This is a genomic window from Deltaproteobacteria bacterium (genome assembly GCA_016709225.1).
GTDB lineage: Bacteria > Myxococcota_A > Polyangia > Nannocystales > Nannocystaceae > Xiheibacterium > Xiheibacterium phototrophicum.
The window spans coordinates 2374693-2392076 of the sequence record JADJEE010000001.1 but is presented as its reverse complement, the minus strand read 5'-3'; the positions used below and the strand labels follow the sequence as shown (position 1 = coordinate 2392076).

Below are 17384 nucleotides of genomic sequence, written 5' to 3'. Positions count from 1 at the left end.
GGACCCCTGAATCCACCCGCACAGGCCCCGTCCAAGGCCGAGCCGCGCGAGCCTCCCACCCCCCTCGCTTGGTACACTCGAAGGACCCCGCCGATGACGATGAAGACCACGCTGCTCCTGGGCTTGCTCTGTGCCACCGCGGGTCTGCCGGTGGCCGATGCCAGCGCGAACGTGGCCGCGGCCGTCGCTGCCATGGGCGTCGATGCCTCGCAGATCCTCGCCGAGGTCGACAAGCGAGCCGCTGCCTTCTCGGACCAGAGCTACAAGGCCTCGATGGAGATCATCAAGTCGGGCCAGCTGAAGAAGCGGTTGGAGTTCACCGCGGTGATGAAGGGGCTCGACAAGCAGCTGATCCGCTTCAGCGCCCCGGGTGACGTCGAGGGTATGAAGGTCCTGATGGAGGATGCCAGCAACCTCTATCTCTACCTCCCCGAGTTCAAGAAGGTCCGCCGCGTGGCCGCCCACGTGCAGAGCCAGGGCTTCTTGGGCAGCACGTTCACCTACGAGCACATGACCCAGGTGCGGCTGTCACCCCACTTCAAGGCCGAGATGGGTGGCAAGGAGGGGTCGATCACCACCCTCATCCTCACGCCGAAGGACGGCGTCGAGAGCAGCTACTCGAAGATCGAGATCACCATCGACGGCTCCAAGGGCGGCGTCACCCGGCTGCGGTACTACGACAGCACCGGTGCCGACGTGCTCGAACAGAACCGTGAGGACTGGGTGAAGATCGGCGAGCAGCTGGTGCCCACCCGCATCAGCATGCTCAACATCAAGACCGGCGATCTCAGCGTCATCAAGATGACGGACATCGTCGTGAACCAGGGCGTCGACGACTCGATCTTCTCGCGCCGCGAGCTGCTTCGAGAGTAGAATCCACGTCGCTTGGCGGCTGCGTTCGCACTCCTCGCACTCCTCGGCGGCTCGCCGGTCCTCGCCTACGCGCCGCCGCTGCGGCGCGACTACGAAGGCGCCCGCGCGGTGAGTCCTCGGCTCGCGCGCAACGAGCCCGCGCCCGCCGAGGACGATCTCGGCATCCCCGAGGGTGAAGACCTCGACGCCGAGGATCTCGAGGCACCCACCCCGGCCACGCCCCCCGACGGCCCGACCGCGCAGGATCCCAGCGGCGACGGCAAGACCGGCGACGGCAAGACCGGCGACGGCAAGACCGGCGACGGCAAGACCGGCGACGGCAAGACGGAGACCGCGCCAGGCGAGCTGACGATCGACGACGTGTTCGGCACCGCCGCCGAGCACAAGGACGTCGTCGAGCAGCCTGCCGCCGGCACCAAGGACGCTGGCGCCACCAAAGGCCGCATCGGCAGCAAGTTCGACGGCAAGCTCGACATGCGCGTCCGCGTGGTGTCGAGCGCGTACTACGACATCAATCGGGTGGATCAACGTGGCTTCGGTCGCCAGGAGAACCGGCTGGAGTTCCAGTTCGCCTACAAGCCCGATCGCCACCTGCAGATCGTCGGCGACGTCGAGCCGGTCTTCTTCGGGCTCGCGCAGACGCCCGAGCTCGACGACCTCGCGACCCAGCGCCTGCTGACGCCGTTCCACATCGAGAGCGATGCGGCGTACATCGCCCTCATCGATCTACTGCCTGGGCTCGACATCAAGGTCGGCCGTCAGATCGTGGTGTGGGGCACCGCCGACCGCTTCAACCCCACCAACAACATCAACGCCGACGACCTCGAGGATCGGCCGCTCTTCACCGAGCCGATCGCCAACCAGATGGTCGTGGTCGACTACGCGCCGCTGCAGGACAAGCTGTGGTTCGAGGGCGTGTACGTGCCGACGTTCTTCCCCGCGCTGCTGCCCCCCTCGGCCGCGGCGGCGCTGAAGGACCCCCAGACGCCGGTGCCGTTCGCGAGCGACGCCGACGAGGCCAAGATCGGCAACTTGCAGAACCTGCTCGCGATCCAGCCCGGCCTGGTGCCGAGCGTGTCCGGTCACGTTCGGCAGCCGAGCAAGCGCTTCACGACCGGCCAGAGCGCGATCAAGCTGGGCACCTCGCTCGGCGGCGTCGACATGTCGATCTCGTACTACAACGGGCGTCACGACATCCCCACGCCGGTCGACGTGCAGTCGTCGCGCAAGGACCCCCAGGTCGGGCCCAACACCACCAAGGAGTGTTGCTACCGCTCCGACGTGACGCTCATCTACCCGCGCATGCAGGTGCTCGGGCTCGACTTCGCGACCCAGCTGCCGTTCCTCAACAACATGGGCCTGTGGGGCGAGGGGGCGCTGTTCTTCCCGCAGCGGCAGTCGCTCAGCATCGAGTTCCCGCTCAGCATCGACGTCACCACCGGCAAGAACGACGACGGCGTGCAGAACCCGGTGCGCGGGATGGTCGGGCGGACGATTCGATCGACGCCGTACATCAAGGCCACGGCCGGGCTCGACTACACCTTCGGCAAGCACGTGTATGTGCAGGCCCAGTACCTACGCGGCTTCATCGACGAGTTCGGGGCCGATCACATCGGCAACTACCTCGTCGGCGGCGCCGACTTGATCTTCTTTGGTCGCCACTTCATCTTCCGCGCCTTCGGCGTGGTCGACTTCCCCACCGGCAAGGGGGACCGCGGCTCCTACGTGGTCTACCCGGAGCTGATCCTGGTGCCGCCGTGGGGCAGCGTGACGTTCGAGATCGGTAGCTTCTTCCTGCTGGGCAAGCCCGACACGAAGTTCGGGCAGAAGGCGGCGGGCTCGTCGATCGCGTTCTTCAAGGTCGTGGGCGTGTTCTAGCCGCGGTCGGCTGTGCACGGCAGGACCGGCCGATCTACACTGGCAGGCGGTGAGCACGTCGCCTGCGTCCGCGATGCTGTCGTGGCTGGCCATGTCCGGCCTCGCCATGGGCGTGGCGTTCGTGGCGATGGCGTGGCCCGAGAGCGACGACTGGGAGGACGCGCTGTGGGACCGCATGCCCACCGACCCCAAGCCGAAGTCGAAGCCCGAGCCGGTCGCGACCACCGAGGCCGACGGTGCCGGCGAGTCGGGTGACGACGCGGGGTCCGACGACGAGCCCGGCATCGACGGGCCGATCCCGGTCATCGACGTGCCCAACATGCCCGATCCCGACTCGGTGATCGACGAGCTGCCCGCGGAGGGCGACGGCACCCGACGCGGGGTCGAGCGGATCGACGTCGGCGACGGTCGCATCGCCGCCGCGCATGGCGAGGGCGACTGGGTGATCCACCGCGTGGTGCCGACCGAGACCGTCGCCCAGATCGCGTACCGCTACGGCGTGCGGCCCGACGCGCTGCGCATGTGGAACGGCATCAAGGCCGGCGAAGAGAAGCTCAAGAACGGCGCGCGCCTGAAGCTCAAGCCGCGCAAGGTGCCGCCGCCACGGCGAAAGTACGCCTACTGGATCCAGCCCGGCGACAGCTGGTGGAGCATCGGCACCACCTTCGGCGTCGACTCGCGCGACCTCCGAACCGCCAACCGGCTCGCGCCGCAGCGGCCGGCGCTGGGGACCACGGTCGATGTGTGGATCGACCCGGTGGTGTACCTGTGGGTGTCCAGCGAGACCGATCCGGCGGTGCCGGCTTCGGTGCGGCTCGGCGCGGTGGGCATCGGTCCGCCGCAGGACGGTCGCCTCGTCAACGGCGTCCAGCTGCCGACCCACGACGCCTATGCGCTCAAGCTGCCGCCATCGGCCTACGGCACCACCCACGCGGTCGCGCACGTCGTGAAGGCGATGGACGAATTCCACGGTCGCAGCGAGTACCGTCGCAAGCTCATGATGGGCTCGATGAGCGGCAAGCACGGCGGCCCGCTCACGCCACATCGCTCGCACCAGACCGGTCGCGACCTCGACATCCGACTGCCGCTGCTCGAGACCGTGCCGGAGCACTGGTCCATCAACCCCAAGCGCGTCGACTGGGTCGCGCTGTGGCACCTCATCGAGTCGTTCGACGTCACCGGTCAGGTCGTGATCATCTTCCTGGACTACGACATGCAGGAGTACGTCTACCGCGCCGCCGCCGGCATCGGCGTCGACGAGGAGCGACGCAAGCAGGTGCTGCAGTGGCCGCGTGGCAACAAGGCCAACCTCGGCCTCGTGCGCCACAGCCCCGGCCACGAGGCCCACATCCACGTGCGGATGACCTGCGGCCCCAACGAGCCCGAGTGCGTCTCCGAGGCGGACTTCGACATCGACGCCGACTGAACATCGGCCCTGCGGGCGTCGCCCGTGATGGCGCTCGCCCGCGCGGATCAGGCCGTGATCGCGTCGGCGATGCGCGCCAGCGTGCGGCGCTGCGTCGCGTGGAGACCCTCGCCGTGTTTGCCGAGGCCCGCGAAGGTCGCGGCCAGCTGCTTGCGTGTCGCCGCGCGCGGCGGCGGGCGAGGGCGATGAGCGTGTTCGTGCAATCCTCGGGTTCACCCGCGGTGTTCACGATGCGCAGGATCGCGGTCTGGGCCCAACCCGGCGCGTGCTGCAGCAGACCGGGCAGCGCGTCGAGCAGCCCGTCGAGGTAGTCGTCGTCGAGACCCTCGAGCAGGTAGAACACGCTCCACAGCGCGCCGTGGGGGTCGTCGTCGTCGAGCACGCCGAACATCGCCGGCATCAGGCTGCGCTCGACCACCTCTTCGAGCCGCGCGACCAGCCGTGGCAGTTCGTCGCCGAGGTCCTCCTCGCTGCGCGAGAACAACGAGATGCGCGCAAGCACCTCGCTGGCGCTCAGCCGCTCGAGGCCCGGCAGCGCCGCGCGGCGCCCGACGACCTTGCGCGCCGGGGTGCCCGCCGCCGTCGCCTGCGTGGCCTTCGCGACCGGCTTTCCCTTCGCGACCGGCTTTGCCTTCGCGACCGGCTTTGCCTTCGCGACGGGCTTTGCCGTCGCGACGGGCTTTGCCTTCGCGACCGGCTTTGCCTTCGCGACCGGCTTTGCCTTCGCGACCGGCTTTGCCTTCGCGACCGGCTTCGCCTTCGCGACGGGCTTTGCCTTCGCGACGGGCTTCGCCTTCGCGACTGGCTTTGCCTTCGCGGCGGGCTTCGCCTTCGCGACCGGCGGGGTCGTCGCGGCCTTCGCCGGGGATCGGGCAGGGGTCCGTCGCGTCGTCATCGGGGCACCCATAGCGCGACGATGGCGACTCTGACAAGCCGTGCGCTTGCCAGCGCGGGCCGGCGTGGTCGAGCATGCGAGTGGACATGGCCAGTCGCACCGTCGTCGATTCGATCACCCGCGTCGATGGTCCGCCGCCGGAGCTCCCGCTGCTCGAGGCGCGGCTCGACGCGCTGCGGCAACGCTTCCCGCGCGCACTGCTCGAGCGCTACGTGGACCGCATCCCGCGGGTCGGCGACCGCGTCTACCTCGCAGCCGGTGCGGCGCTGGTCGGGGACGTGGAGCTCGGCGACGACGCCAGCGTGTGGTTCGGCTGCGTGCTGCGGGGTGACGTCAACCGCATCAGCATCGCCGAGCGCAGTAACCTGCAGGACGGGGTCGTCGTGCATGTCGGCGATGCCGACGCCACCCTCGTCGAGCCGGAGGTCGTGGTCGGCCACCGGGCAGTGCTGCACGGCTGCCGCATCGGCGGCGGCACGTTGGTCGGCATCGGCGCGGTGGTCCTCGACGGGGCGCGCGTCGGCGAGGGCTGCGTGATCGGGGCAGGCGCGGTCGTCACGGCCGGCGCCGAGATCCCCCCGCACAGCCTCGTGCTCGGGACCCCCGGCAAGGTCGTGCGCACGCTCGACGCCACCACCGAGGGCTTCCACCGCGCGCTGGCCATGAAGTACGTGCGCTTGGCCCACAACCACCGCGTCGGCTGAGCCGCCCGGCGTCACGCGCCAGTGGATGCGCTGCCCCCGGTGCCCGCCGTCGCGCCCGAGTCGCTGCTGCTGCCGCTGTCGCTGCCGCTGTCGCTGCCGCTGCCGCTGTCGCCGAGCGAGGTCGTGCCCCAGTCGGTCGCGGTGCCGTCGGTGCCGGCCGAAGCTCGGCACAGGCCGTCGACGGGATTGCACTGCAGGGATGCACAGCACGACGTGTCGTCGATGCACCAGCGATCGAGCGCGTCGACGGGGACGCACTCGGGCACGCACGACGCCGCGCCCATGCCGACACCGCCGCCGTCGTAGGGCGCCACGCAGAACCCCCCCGCACAGTCTTCGCTGCGCTCGCAGGGAACCGGCCCGTCGTAGGTGGTGCCCACCTCGCCGGTGCTGGACGTGCCCAGCGGGACCTGGGAGTCGTTGCCGGCGTCGCTGGCCTCGGTCGGCAGGGCGTCGACGCGCTGACAAGCGACCGCCGCGAGCAACGGCGCGAGGGCGAACCACGTCGCGCACCCGCGCGCATCCCGAGGCGATCGGACCATGACGCCGACGAGCCTACCAGAGCACACCTCGCACCGGCATTCGCGGCTGCGCCGCGCCATCGATCTGCCCACACCCCTCGGCCTGCGCTGGCGAGCGCGTCGCAGGTTTGCCACCATCGCCATGGTGGACTCCGAGCGTCCGGAACGTTGGGCTCGCCGGGTGACGGTGCCCGGGGTCGCGCCGATGGCCGGCCCTGCACCGGTGCGTGCCGTGACGCCGATGCCGGCGGTGGGCGAGCTGCACGCGGGCATGCAGCTGTCCCATCAGAAGCACTACGACGTGGTCGAGTGCGTGGCCGAGGGCGGCATGGGGCGCATCTATCGCGCCTACGACGCCTCGATGGATCGCTACGTCGCGCTCAAGCTCCTCAAGCCCGAGATGCCGGACTACGTGCGACGACGCTTCCGTCGCGAAGCCGTGCTCGCGGCCAATTTCTCCCATCCCAACCTGCCGCGCGTGCTCGACGTCGGTGTCGTGCCCGGCACCGCGCTCGAGTGGATGACCATGGAGTACCTGCGGGGCCGCGATCTCGGCCGCGTGATCGAGCGCGGCCGTCTGATGCCGCTGCCGCTGGTGGTGGACATGTTCTGCCAGACGTTGGAGGCGCTCGACTACATCCACACGCGGCAGATCGTCCACTGCGACATCAAGCCCGACAACATCTTCATCACCCGCGACAGCATCGATCGGCGCATCGTGATCGTGAAGCTGATCGACTTCGGGGTCTCGCGGAACCTCGAGACCGACGAGCCGACCGAGCAGATCGCCGGCGATCCGCTCTACATGGCGCCCGAGCAGACGGCCTACCGCGCGCGCTTCGACCACCGTGTCGACCTCTACGCGCTAGGCATGTCGTTCTACGAGTCGCTGACCGGACGGCATCCGTTCCAGGATCGACTCGACGAGCCGGTCGAGTCGCTGCTGCGCATGCAGATCGAGCGTGATCCGGAGCCACCCTCGTCGGTGCTGCCGCCGGGCCCGCCGCGCCAGGTCGATGCCATCGACGCGTTCTTCGCCAAGGCCTGTGCGAAGGATCCTGCACGGCGGTTCCAGGACGCCCGCGCGATGCGACACGCGATGCGTCGCCTGCTCGATCCGTGACGCGAGCCCACCGCAGCGGGGACGGCCGAGCTTGGCCGCTTCGCCACGGCCCTGCTAACCTGGCGTCTGTGCTGCGCTGGCTTGCCCTGAATCCGATCGTGCTCGCGACTGCTGTGCTGCTCGGCGGCTGTGGTGGGGGCGGCTCCGGCGACGGCAACGCGACCAGCGGCGACGGCTCGACCACCAGCACCGGTGGCAGCGGTGGCACGAGCACCTCGACCACCGCCGGCAGCGACGCGACCGCGGCGGACTCGAGCAGCACCACCGCCGATCCACCGGAGGGCGAGTGCGTGCTGTGGGCCGACGAGTGTGGGCCCGATCAGAAGTGCGCGCCGTGGTCGCTCGAGGACGACCAGATCCCCGACTCGATCCGCTGCTGCGCGGCCGCGGACGATCCCGATCTCGCCGGCGAGCCGTGCACGATGCAGGAGTACAACGGCAGCTGCCTCGACAGCTGTGAGCGCGGCGCGACCTGTGTGCTCGACGACCAGGAGGGCCTGACCGGTCAGTGCCGCCTGTACTGTCAGCCCGGCGGCAACGACTGTCCGCCGGACGAGACCTGCAAGACCTTCTTCGAGCTGCTCAACGACGTGCCGACCGTGCCGCTGTGCATGGAACAGTGTGATCCGTTGGTGCAGGACTGCAGCGTGCCGGGCTGGGTCTGCATCCCGGACTCGCCGACCCAGGCCGGTCAGAGCGGGTTCATCTGCGTGGCGCCCCCGCCCGACGAGCCCTACGCGTACGGCGATCCGTGCGCGCTCGCCAATCAGTGTGACGCAGGCCTGGTGTGCGTGGTGGCCGACCGGCTGCCGTCGTGCAGCTTCACGTCGTGCTGCACGTCGTACTGCAGCTTGTCGGAGGGCGACGCGGGCTGCATGGCGCTCGATCCCAACCTCCGCTGCATCGACTGGATGGCCCCCGATCCCGCCTGGGAGGACGTCGGCGTGTGCGCGCTCCCCGAGTGACGGCTCACTCGTAGCGTGCGACGAACAGCACCAGCACGTCCCACGCGAGGTGCATGGTGAACACGGCTGCGAGGCCACCGCGGCGCAGCGCGAGCGCACTCCACAGCGTGCCGCAGGCGAACGCGGCCAGCAGCAGCACCGCAGGCCCCGAGCCGAGGTGGGCGAGCGCGAACAACAGGCCCGCGGTGGGTGCGGCCGACCACCACGGCATGCGCTGTGCGAGCAGCCAGGTCGCGCCGCCGCGCCACACGATGTCCTCGGCGATGGTGATGAAGGGCAGCAGCACCACCACCGCCGGCATGGGGAGCTGCTCGGTCCACGCGTAGATCGACTGCGTCTGCGCCAACAGATCGGTGCCGCGCAGCATCACGGTCGCGGCCTTGCCGAGCACCCACAGCACGAGGGCGCCGAGCAATCCCAGCAGCAGCTCGCGCGGCGGTGGTCGCAGCAGCGCACGCCAGGGCAGCGGCAGCCAGCGCAGCGCGAGCACGGCGGCCACGCCCTCGATCGCCGCCATGCGCAGCCACACCGAGGGCACCCATGCGGGCAGGGCGATCATCGCGACCATCACGCCGGCGAGCCACAGCCACGCGCCGGTGGTCGCCCGCGGTGGGCCGGCCTCGGTCATGGCGGGCCGGCGCGGGCCTGCAGCACCAGGGCAGCAACCTCTTCGGCGCAACCCCACGACAGCGTGACACCGGCGCCACCGTGGCCGTAGTCGTGCACGATCGTCCGACCCTCGCGGCGCTCCGCCTCGAGCCGCACGCTCGCGCGCCCCGGCCGGAGTCCGACCACGTCGGCGAGTCGTGTCGCGCCCGCGAGGGCGGGCACCAGCGCCTGGCAGCGCGCAATGATCGCGTCGGCGAGCTCGGGTCGTGCGCGCAGGTCCTCGTCGCCCTCGTCGGCGCTGCCACCCAGCACGCAGTCGTCGCCGCGCGGGACCACGTAGCTCATGCCGCGGGGGTCGTCCTCGTCGATCACGATCGCGTCGACCCCGGGGTCGCGCACGTGCACGAGCTGCCCGCGGATCGGATAGAGCCCGGTATCGCCACACAGCTCCCGCGCGCCGAGCCCTGCGCAGTTGACCACGATGCCCGCTGGCGCGTCGTCGAGGCGGGTGAGCACGCGTTGCTCGACGCCGACGCCGGCGTGCTCGAGCCGCGCGAGCAGCCACGGCAGATACACGCGGGTGTCGATCACCGGAGCCTCGAAGGCCCAGCCGAAGGCGGCTCCGGGCGGTAGCTCGTGGGGGGCGGCGTCGCGCAACGCCGGCAACGCATCGGCCCACCACGGCCGCGCTCGACGTTCGCGCAGGATCTCGATCGCCGGCCGCACGCGGATGCCAGTGCCGTGCTCGCCCGCGAGCGCCACGAAGCGGCGGTGGCTGGTGGCGGCCCAGCCCAGCACGCGCGACGGCGGCTCGGCCTTGTAGGGGTACCAGAACGCCGCCGCGACGTTGGAGGTCGTGCGCGGCGGCAGCTCGCGGGCCCACAGCGCGACCGCCAGCCCGTGCTCGCGCAGCCGCAGGGCACAGGTGAGTCCCGACACGCCGCCACCGACGACCAGCACGTCCACGCCCGACAGACTAGCACCGCCGACGGGTCGCTCGGGTAGCGGCTGCGCGTGGCTTTTCGGTATCCTGCGCGCGCGTGATCAAACTGCTGCCGACCAAGCCGTTGCGCCTGCCGCGGCTGCGCACCTACGTCCCTGCGCCCTCGGACCCGAAGATCTTCTGGTTCAACAGCGAGCGCGACGACATCGTGAGCGAGGTCGTGCGCCGCATCATGGAGCGCTACCAGAGCGACGAAGACATCGAGCTGTGCCTCAACGACGCCGCGTACAACGAGATCCGCCGGCACGAGGCCCGCACCGACGAGGGCGCCAAGGGACGACTCGAGTACTGGCGAGGGATCGTGCGGCGGCTGAGCCGGATGTCGTCCGAGGGGCGCCACGAGACCCTGCGCGAGTGCGCCACGAAGATGGCCTACGACGTCGCCGGCAACTTCGACCCGCGGGTCTACAAGTTCGCCGCCAAGGCGGTGCCGTCGCTGCTGACCGGGGTGATGAACCCCTCGGCGATGATGAAGTCACTGTTCGACTCGGGCGCGCGCCTCGACGAGCTGGTCTCGGCCCAGGGGCCGCTCGACAAGCTGCGGGCGCTGCAACGCAAGGGCACGATGGTGCTGGTCCCGACCCACGCCTCCAACCTCGACTCGATCGCGGTGGCGTGGGTGCTGCTGCGCGAGAACCTCTCGCCGGTGGTGTACGGTGCCGGCAAGAACCTGTTCTCGAACCCGCTGGTGTCGTTCTTCATGCACAACCTCGGGGCCTACCGCGTCGACCGACGCATCAAGGCCGCGCTCTACAAGGACGTGCTGAAGAGCTACTCGAGCGTGATGATCGAGCGCGGCTACCACTCGCTGTTCTTCCCCGGCGGCACGCGATCGCGCTCGGGCGCGATCGAGCGCCGGCTCAAGCTGGGGCTCGCCGGTAGCGGCGTCGAGGCCTTCAGCCGCAACTATGCCCGCGGTATCAAGCGCCCGGTCTACTTCGTGCCCGCGACCATCAACTACGCCCTCGTGCTCGAGGCCGAGACGCTCATCGACGACCACCTCAAGGAGGCAGGTCGTCACCGCTACATCATCGAGGACGACGAGTTCTCGCGGGTCGAGCGCTGGATCTCCTTCTTCAGCCGCTTCCGCGCGCTCGAGAGCGCCTGCATCATCCGCTTCGGAGAGCCCATCGATCCGTTCGGCAACCATGTCGACGACGAAGGCCGCTCGCTGGCGCCCGACGGGCGAGTGGTGGACGCCGCCAGCTACGTGACCCGGCGGGGGCAGCCCGTGGTCGACCACGCCCGCGACGCCGCCTACACCCGCGAACTCGGCGAGTCGATCGCGCAGCAGTACGAGCGCGAGACCGTGGTCATGCCGACGCAGCTGCTGGCGCACGTCATCTTCCGCCGCATGGTGCGGGCCACGCCGGGGCTCGATCTGTTCTCGCGGCTGCGCCACCGCGGCGACATCGCGATCCCGATCGACGAGCTGGCCCACGAGGTCGGCACCGCGCGCGACGCCCTGCTCGGGCTCGAGCAGGCCGGTCGCGTGCATGTCGACGCGCTGCTGCGACGCGAGCACCCCGAGCGCATCATCGAGCGCTGTCTGGCGACCTGGGACGGCTACCACCTGCGGCCGGTTGCGCGGACCTCGAGCGGCTCGATCCTCGCCGAGGATCCGAACCTGCTGCTCTACTACTCCAATCGCGTGCGCAACTTCGCGATGGACCTCGCGGGTCCGAACGACGCCGACCGCAACGCGGCGCGCGACATCGCGGTGACGGAGGTGCGGGCATGACTCGCGTGGCGGTGCTCGGAGGCGGCGGCTTCGGCCGCGCGCTCGCGATCCAGGCGGCCCGCGCGGGCCGCAGTGTCATCCTGTGGAGTCGCAGCTCGCGTGAGGCGCTGCCCGACGGCGTACAGGCGACCACGCAGCTCGCCGACCTGGCCCAGGCCGAGCTGGTCTTCGTCGCGGCGCCCTCGATCCACGTCGAGGGCCTCGCGCGCGAGCTCGGCCATCACCTCGACGGCGCGCACCTGCTCGTGCACGTCAGCCGGGGGCTCTTGGGCGACGAGCTGATGCCGCTGACCCAGCTGCTGCGCGCGGTCACGCCGGTGCGCCGCGTCGGCGTGCTGGCGGGCCCGCTGGTGGCGCGCGCGCTGGCGCAGGGCGAGCCCGGCGGCGGGGTCGTGGGCTCGCTGTTCCCCGAGGTCGTCGAGGCGGTGCGCGATGCGATCGGTGGTCCGACCCTGCGCATCTACGGCACCCAGGACGTCGTCGGCGTCGAGGTCGCGTCGGCGATGGTCGGCCTGTTCGCGCTGGCGATCGGCTACGCGCAGGGCCGCGGCTTCGGGCCCGCGACCACGGCGATCCTCGCGACGCGCGGCATGGCCGAGGCCGCGCGGGTCGGCCTCGCCTGCGGCGCGGTCGAGCGTACGTTCTCCGGGCTGGCGGGATTCGGCGATCTGCTGGCCGCGGTGGCGGGCGATGGCCGGCCGGAGTCGGCGTTCGGGCGCGTGCTCGCCGAGGGCGTGCCGCTGGGCGAGGCGGCCGCGAAGGCCGGTGCCTTCGTCGAAGGCGCCACGATCGCGGCGCAGGTCACCGCGTTCGCGAAGCGACGTGATCTCGAGGCGCCGATCGCCGCTGGCATGGCCGCGCTGCTGTCGGGCGAGGCATCCGGGGCGACCGTGCTCTCGCAGCTGATGAGCCGCCCGACCCGGGGCGAGTGACGGTGGCCGAGGCGGACGGCGGCGGAGCCATCGAACGACCCGAGCCGCGGGCGGCCGTGCGTCGCTTCGGGCGTCGGGAGCGGCTCGCGAGCTGGGCGGGGCGCCACGTCGACGGCGTGGTTCGACGCGCGCTGCGGGCGTTGTTCGTGCGTCGCGGCATGCCGTTCATGACCGCGGACGAGCTCGATCGCAGCCTCGCGATGCTGCGCTGCTACACCGACCCCGCGGTGCTCGCCGATCCCGATCGCCTGCTGGCACCGCCAGCCGAGCTGCCGCCGCTGCACGAGCACTGGCGCCGTCGCGTCCGCGGCGGATCGCATGCCCACCTCTCGTTCGTCACGCCGTACCAGCCGGTGCACGCGCTCTACGCCGCCGAGTATCGCCGCTACGACCGACTCGACCAGGTCCACGTGTTCGCGTGGCAACACGACCGTCCGCCTGCGGCGTCGATCATCATCAACCACGGCTGGGGCCTGGGTACCAAGGCGGTGCACGAGCTCGAGTTCGGCATCCCGTGGCTGTTTCGGGAGCTGGGGCTCGATGTCTACTACTTCGTCGCGCCGTTCCACTGGCTGCGAAAGCCGTCGCGCGCGCGCTTCTCGGGCGAGCTGCACCCCTCCCCGAACCTCATGCGTACCAACGAGGCCTTCGTGCAGACCGCGATCGAGCTGCGCACCATCATCGGTCAGGTGCGTGCGCACGCGGCCGCGCCGGTGGGGATGATGGGCTCGAGCCTGGGTGGCTACACCACCGCGCTACTGGCCTCGATCGACGATCGACTCGACTTCGCGGCGCCGATCCTGCCGCCATCGTCGCTCGCCGATCTGTTCTGGGAGCACGGCGCCGACGATCCGGTGCGACGCCACGCCGAGGCGATGGGCATGACGCAGGAGCGCTTCCGCGACGCGTGGGCGCTGCATTCGCCGCTGCGGTATCGACCCAAGGTGCCGTGGCAGGGGCGCATGATCGTGTCGGCGGTGGGTGACGGCTTGGTCGGCGAGCATCACGTCGAGCCGCTGTGGCAGCACTGGGACCGACCCCATCGCGTGCGCTTCGCGGGCGGCCACATCCTGCAGGTCTACCGCGGGCAGTACCTGCGCGAGCTGGGGCGCATGCTCGCGCGGCTCGGCATCGTGCGGCGGCAGTGATCCGCGGTCGCGATCGGAACTCCAACGGAGGCGAAGCGGCGCCGACGAAGTGGCCCGCTCGCACCAAGGAGTCCGACCGTGAAGATCCTGCAAACCTCCATCGCCGCGCTCGCGGCCTGTCTCATCGCTTCGTCCGCGCAGACCGCCCACGCCGGCAGCTGCGACTCCGGCACCAAGATCATGGCCGACGTGTGGGCCGAGCACGACGAGGTCGTGAAGAAGCTCGGCTGTGCCATCGTGGCGGTCGCGAGCGAGGGCGTCGTGCCGCCGAACATGTGCCTCGATGCCGCCGACAAGACCGCGAAGGTCGCGACGCAGATGATCGCCTTCTGGAACAAGATGGCGGGCGACGGCTGGGCGAAGATCGGGCCCCGTGAATTCAAGCTCGGCGGGGTCAACAAGGGCACGCTGGTCTCGACCGGCGGTCGCATGTTCATCACCAGCGCGCCGCTCGAGAAGGATGGCCTCGACATCAAGATCAAGAAGACCGACGGCAAGGCCAAGACCCACGTGACGATCTGCAAGGACAACCACGGCAAGAAGACCAAGCTCGCCGAGTTCGACATCGAGAACGGCAAGGACAACGTCGGCAAGGTCTTCAGCCGCTCGCTGTCGGGCGTGCGCGGCCACCTCGTGTCGGTGCACCTCGACGCCGGCAGCGTCGCGAACACCTTCAGCTACGAGCTGACCGGCACCAAGCGCTGAGGTCCATGCGTGGATGTCGGTGTGCCGCGGCCGGCGACCGCCGTCGCGGCACGCCGGCGTCGCCCGGGCTGACGCGCCGTCGCGGCCCACACGTGGGCCACTGACAAAGCGTCACGCCACCGGTGACGCCGGCGCGGCGCAAGTGGGCCGAAGCGGCCGGGTTCGCCGGTGGCGGGGCGCTTGCTCCCTTCGTCGGGCATGCACGCGCTGCTGCACCGCCGCTTCTGGGTCATTCGTTTCCTGGGTGTCGCGATGGTCTCCGCGTTCGCCGGCAGCGCCGCCAGCAACGCGCTCGCGCTCGCGATCGTCGACGGCACCGCGGCGCTGTTGCCCGCCGCCGGCGACGAGGCCGGCAGCGAGGACGAGGAGATCGACGACGAGCCCGCCATCGCTGCCGCTGCGCAACCCAAGCCGCGCGCCGGTCTCACCCGTGATCGCTCGCGGCAGGCCGCCGCCAGCACGCTGGGTGGCTACAACCCGTTCTGCCCCACGTGCGTGCCGAGCACGCCCGCCGGTCCCGAGCTGCTCGCGCAGGGCGGCCCCGCATCCGGAGGGCTCGCGACCGTGCCGACCAAGCTGCCGCTGCGACTGTCGGCGACGATGGAGGCGGAGTCACCGTCGGCCTCGTTGGCGACGATCTACGACGTCGAGCGCGGCGTGGTCGGGGTCTACGGCGTCGGTGACGAGATTCGTGCGGGTGTCGTCGTGACCGCGGTCGAGGGCGGGCGCGTGCACATCCGTCGCGACGTCGGGCTCGAGCTGATCGAACTCGGTGTCGCGCCGGAGCCTGCGGCTGCGAAGCCGACCGAGCAGGCCGCGGCCAAGCCGGCGGACAAGCCCAAGGACGGCGGCGATCCATCGCTCGACGCGATCCAGTGCGCGAGCGATCGCGAGTGCGTGGTCGAGCGGGCGTTCGTCGAGGAGATCCTCGCCAACCCGGCGAAGTTCGCCGCACAGGCGCCGCGGCTGATGCCGGCACCCGAGGGTGGCTTCAAGGTCGCGGGCGTGCGCAAGAACAGCCTCGCGAGCAAGCTCGGCCTCAAGAACGGCGACGTGTTGCTGGCCGTCAACGGCGAGGCCTTGGGCGGCCTCGACGACGCGATCGGACTGGTCACGAAGCTGCGTCGCGCCTCGAACCTGTCGGTGACGATCGAGCGCAAGGGCGCCAGCCTCGAGAAGCACGTCGAGATCCGCTAGCGCAGCCCGGAGCCCCGACGCCCACGCCGCGCCGGGCCCGGCTCGTGCCGGCTCGTCCCTGCTGTGACAGAATGTCTGCGACCCCTGGACAGCCGGACAAATCGGCGGCAGGCCCCCCCGGCGGTCGAACTCAAGTTGCTGGAATCACAACGTCCCGGCGCTCGGCGTCGGGCTTGCTCAGCGGAGACCCACCATGCACCCTGTCACGCCCATGCAGCCCACCGCGACGGTCCTCGTGGTCGACGACGAAGCCAGCATCGTCGACGCCCTGCGGGCGGTGCTCGAGAAGGAGCAGCTCCACGTGGTCACCGCGGGCAACGGCCACGAGGCGCTCGAGGTGCTCCGCCGACAACGGGTCGACGTGATGGTCACCGACCTGCGGATGCCCGGCATGGGCGGCGATGATCTGCTGAAGGCGGCGAAGGCGATCGTACCCGAGGTCGAGGTCATCCTCATGACCGCGTACGGCACCGTCGAGGCGGCGGTCGATGCGATGAAGCGCGGCGCCTACGACTTCATCGCCAAGCCGCTCAAGCGCGCGCAGGTGGTGGCGGCGGTGCGCAAGGCGCTCGATAAGGTCGCGCTGGTGGCCGAGAACAGCAAGCTGCGCGCGCAGCTGGCCGCGGCGACGTACCGCGAAATCGTCGGCAACAGCCAGGTGATGCGCGCGACCCTCGAGGTCGCGCGGCAGGCCGCGAACTCGACCGCGACCGTGCTGCTGCTGGGCGAGAGCGGCACCGGCAAGGAGCTGCTGGCGCGCTACATCCACGCCCACAGCCCCCGGGCCTCGCGCGCGTTCATCCCCGTCAATTGCGCGGCACTGCCGGAGTCGATCCTCGAGTCGGAGCTGTTCGGCCACGAGAAGGGCGCGTTCACCGGGGCCGTGCGCAGCCGCGAGGGCCGCTTCGCGGAGGCCCACACCGGCACGCTGTTCCTCGACGAGATCGCCGAGATCACCGCGCCGGTGCAGGTCAAGCTGTTGCGCGCCCTGCAGGAGGGCGAGGTCGAGCCGGTCGGTGGTCGGACCCTCAAGGTCGACTTCCGCCTGGTCTGCGCGACCAACCGCGACCTGGTCGAGGAGGTCAAGACCGGCGGCTTCCGCGAGGATCTCTTCTACCGCATCAACGTGATCCCGATCCGCATCCCGCCGCTGCGCGACCGCATCGAGGACGTGCCGCTGTTGGCCGAGCACTTCCTGCGGGTGTACGCCGCCAAGCACGGCAAAGCCGTGGCACAGTTCGCCGACGAGGCGCTCCACACCATGGGGAACTACGGCTGGCCAGGCAACGTGCGCGAGCTCGAGAACGCGGTCGAGCGCGCGGTCGTGCTGTGCAAGGGCACCCGCATCGGCGTCGAGGACCTGCCGCCCGAGCTGCGCGACCCCGCGGCGCCCAACGGCCGCCAGATCACATTCTCGGTCGGCACGCGCATCGAGGAGATCGAGCGCCGCATGATCCTCGAGACGCTCAAGTTCACCCGCGGTGACAAGCGGCTGGCCGCCGACCTGCTCGGCATCGCGACCCGCACCATCTACCGCAAGCTCGAGTCGGGCTTCGTGTCGGTCGGCGCCGAGCCGCCCGCCGAGCGCCGCGCCGCGAGCCCAGCCGCCGCGGCGGTGGTCGACGAAGGCGACTCCGACGAGGTCCTGCACTGAGCTGGCCGCG

The 17384-nt window shown here is 70.6% G+C and carries 16 protein-coding genes; 13 read left to right on the top strand and 3 right to left on the bottom strand.

Annotated elements, in window-relative coordinates:
- Window positions 1–93: 93 nt before the first annotated feature.
- The 5 genes from IPH07_09690 to IPH07_09670 all read left to right on the top strand — a co-directional run bounded on the left by IPH07_09690 (window position 94) and on the right by IPH07_09670 (window position 5776).
- Window positions 94–873 carry an outer membrane lipoprotein-sorting protein gene (locus IPH07_09690; GenBank protein MBK6917660.1) on the top strand — a complete coding sequence of 260 codons (780 nt, stop codon included), beginning with the start codon at window positions 94–96 and terminating at the stop codon, window positions 871–873.
- A gap of 12 nt (window positions 874–885) precedes the next feature.
- Window positions 886–2751 carry a hypothetical protein gene (locus tag IPH07_09685; protein ID MBK6917659.1) on the top strand — a complete coding sequence of 622 codons (1866 nt, stop codon included), beginning with the start codon at window positions 886–888 and terminating at the stop codon, window positions 2749–2751.
- A 49-nt stretch (window positions 2752–2800) separates the two neighbouring features.
- On the top strand, window positions 2801–4177 hold the full coding sequence (locus IPH07_09680) for a penicillin-insensitive murein endopeptidase (GenBank protein MBK6917658.1): 1377 nt from the start codon (window positions 2801–2803) through the stop codon (window positions 4175–4177).
- 569 nt (window positions 4178–4746) lie between these two features.
- Window positions 4747–5106, top strand: coding sequence for a hypothetical protein (locus IPH07_09675; protein MBK6917657.1), 360 nt, complete (start codon window positions 4747–4749; stop codon window positions 5104–5106).
- A gap of 52 nt (window positions 5107–5158) precedes the next feature.
- Window positions 5159–5776: a gamma carbonic anhydrase family protein gene (locus IPH07_09670; protein MBK6917656.1), complete on the top strand. Its 618-nt coding sequence runs from the start codon at window positions 5159–5161 to the stop codon at window positions 5774–5776.
- Window positions 5777–5787: 11 nt separating this feature from the next.
- On the opposite strand, the gene IPH07_09665 is transcribed toward IPH07_09670, so the two are convergent.
- Window positions 5788–6318, bottom strand: coding sequence for a hypothetical protein (locus IPH07_09665; protein ID MBK6917655.1), 531 nt, complete (start codon window positions 6316–6318; stop codon window positions 5788–5790).
- A gap of 184 nt (window positions 6319–6502) precedes the next feature.
- Here IPH07_09665 and IPH07_09660 point away from each other — a divergent pair, with 184 nt between their 5' ends.
- Together IPH07_09660 and IPH07_09655 are read left to right on the top strand one after the other, a co-directional pair.
- Complete coding sequence (locus tag IPH07_09660; protein ID MBK6917654.1) at window positions 6503–7420, top strand: serine/threonine protein kinase; 918 nt, start codon at window positions 6503–6505, stop codon at window positions 7418–7420.
- Window positions 7421–7518: 98 nt separating this feature from the next.
- Window positions 7519–8385: a hypothetical protein gene (locus IPH07_09655; GenBank protein ID MBK6917653.1), complete on the top strand. Its 867-nt coding sequence runs from the start codon at window positions 7519–7521 to the stop codon at window positions 8383–8385.
- Window positions 8386–8389: 4 nt separating this feature from the next.
- Here the strand turns inward: IPH07_09655 and IPH07_09650 are convergent, their stop codons facing one another.
- The gene (locus tag IPH07_09650; GenBank protein ID MBK6917652.1) at window positions 8390–9013 is read right to left on the bottom strand and encodes a CPBP family intramembrane metalloprotease; all 624 of its coding nucleotides are present in this window, start codon (window positions 9011–9013) and stop codon (window positions 8390–8392) included.
- Complete coding sequence (locus IPH07_09645; protein MBK6917651.1) at window positions 9010–9960, bottom strand: FAD-binding oxidoreductase; 951 nt, start codon at window positions 9958–9960, stop codon at window positions 9010–9012. The genes IPH07_09650 and IPH07_09645 overlap by 4 nt, the downstream gene beginning before the upstream one ends.
- 74 nt (window positions 9961–10034) lie before the next feature.
- On the opposite strand from IPH07_09645, the gene IPH07_09640 reads away from it, so the two are divergent.
- From IPH07_09640 to IPH07_09615, 6 genes are all read left to right on the top strand, one after another.
- A complete protein-coding gene (locus IPH07_09640) occupies window positions 10035–11738 on the top strand; it encodes a 1-acyl-sn-glycerol-3-phosphate acyltransferase (GenBank protein ID MBK6917650.1) in 1704 nt (567 codons plus the stop codon).
- Window positions 11735–12670: an NAD(P)-binding domain-containing protein gene (locus IPH07_09635; GenBank protein ID MBK6917649.1), complete on the top strand. Its 936-nt coding sequence runs from the start codon at window positions 11735–11737 to the stop codon at window positions 12668–12670. Before IPH07_09640 ends, IPH07_09635 begins: the two co-directional genes overlap by 4 nt.
- Window positions 12671–12672: 2 nt before the next feature.
- Window positions 12673–13818, top strand: a complete 1146-nt coding sequence (locus IPH07_09630) for a hypothetical protein (GenBank protein MBK6917648.1) — start codon at window positions 12673–12675, stop codon at window positions 13816–13818.
- A gap of 78 nt (window positions 13819–13896) precedes the next feature.
- Entirely contained in the window at window positions 13897–14523 is a 627-nt protein-coding gene (locus tag IPH07_09625) for a hypothetical protein (GenBank protein MBK6917647.1), read from the top strand.
- Between the two features lie 198 nt (window positions 14524–14721).
- Window positions 14722–15720, top strand: a complete 999-nt coding sequence (locus IPH07_09620; protein ID MBK6917646.1) for a PDZ domain-containing protein — start codon at window positions 14722–14724, stop codon at window positions 15718–15720.
- A 211-nt stretch (window positions 15721–15931) separates the two neighbouring features.
- Entirely contained in the window at window positions 15932–17374 is a 1443-nt protein-coding gene (locus IPH07_09615; protein MBK6917645.1) for a sigma-54-dependent Fis family transcriptional regulator, read from the top strand.
- The last annotated feature ends 10 nt before the right edge of the window (window positions 17375–17384 follow it).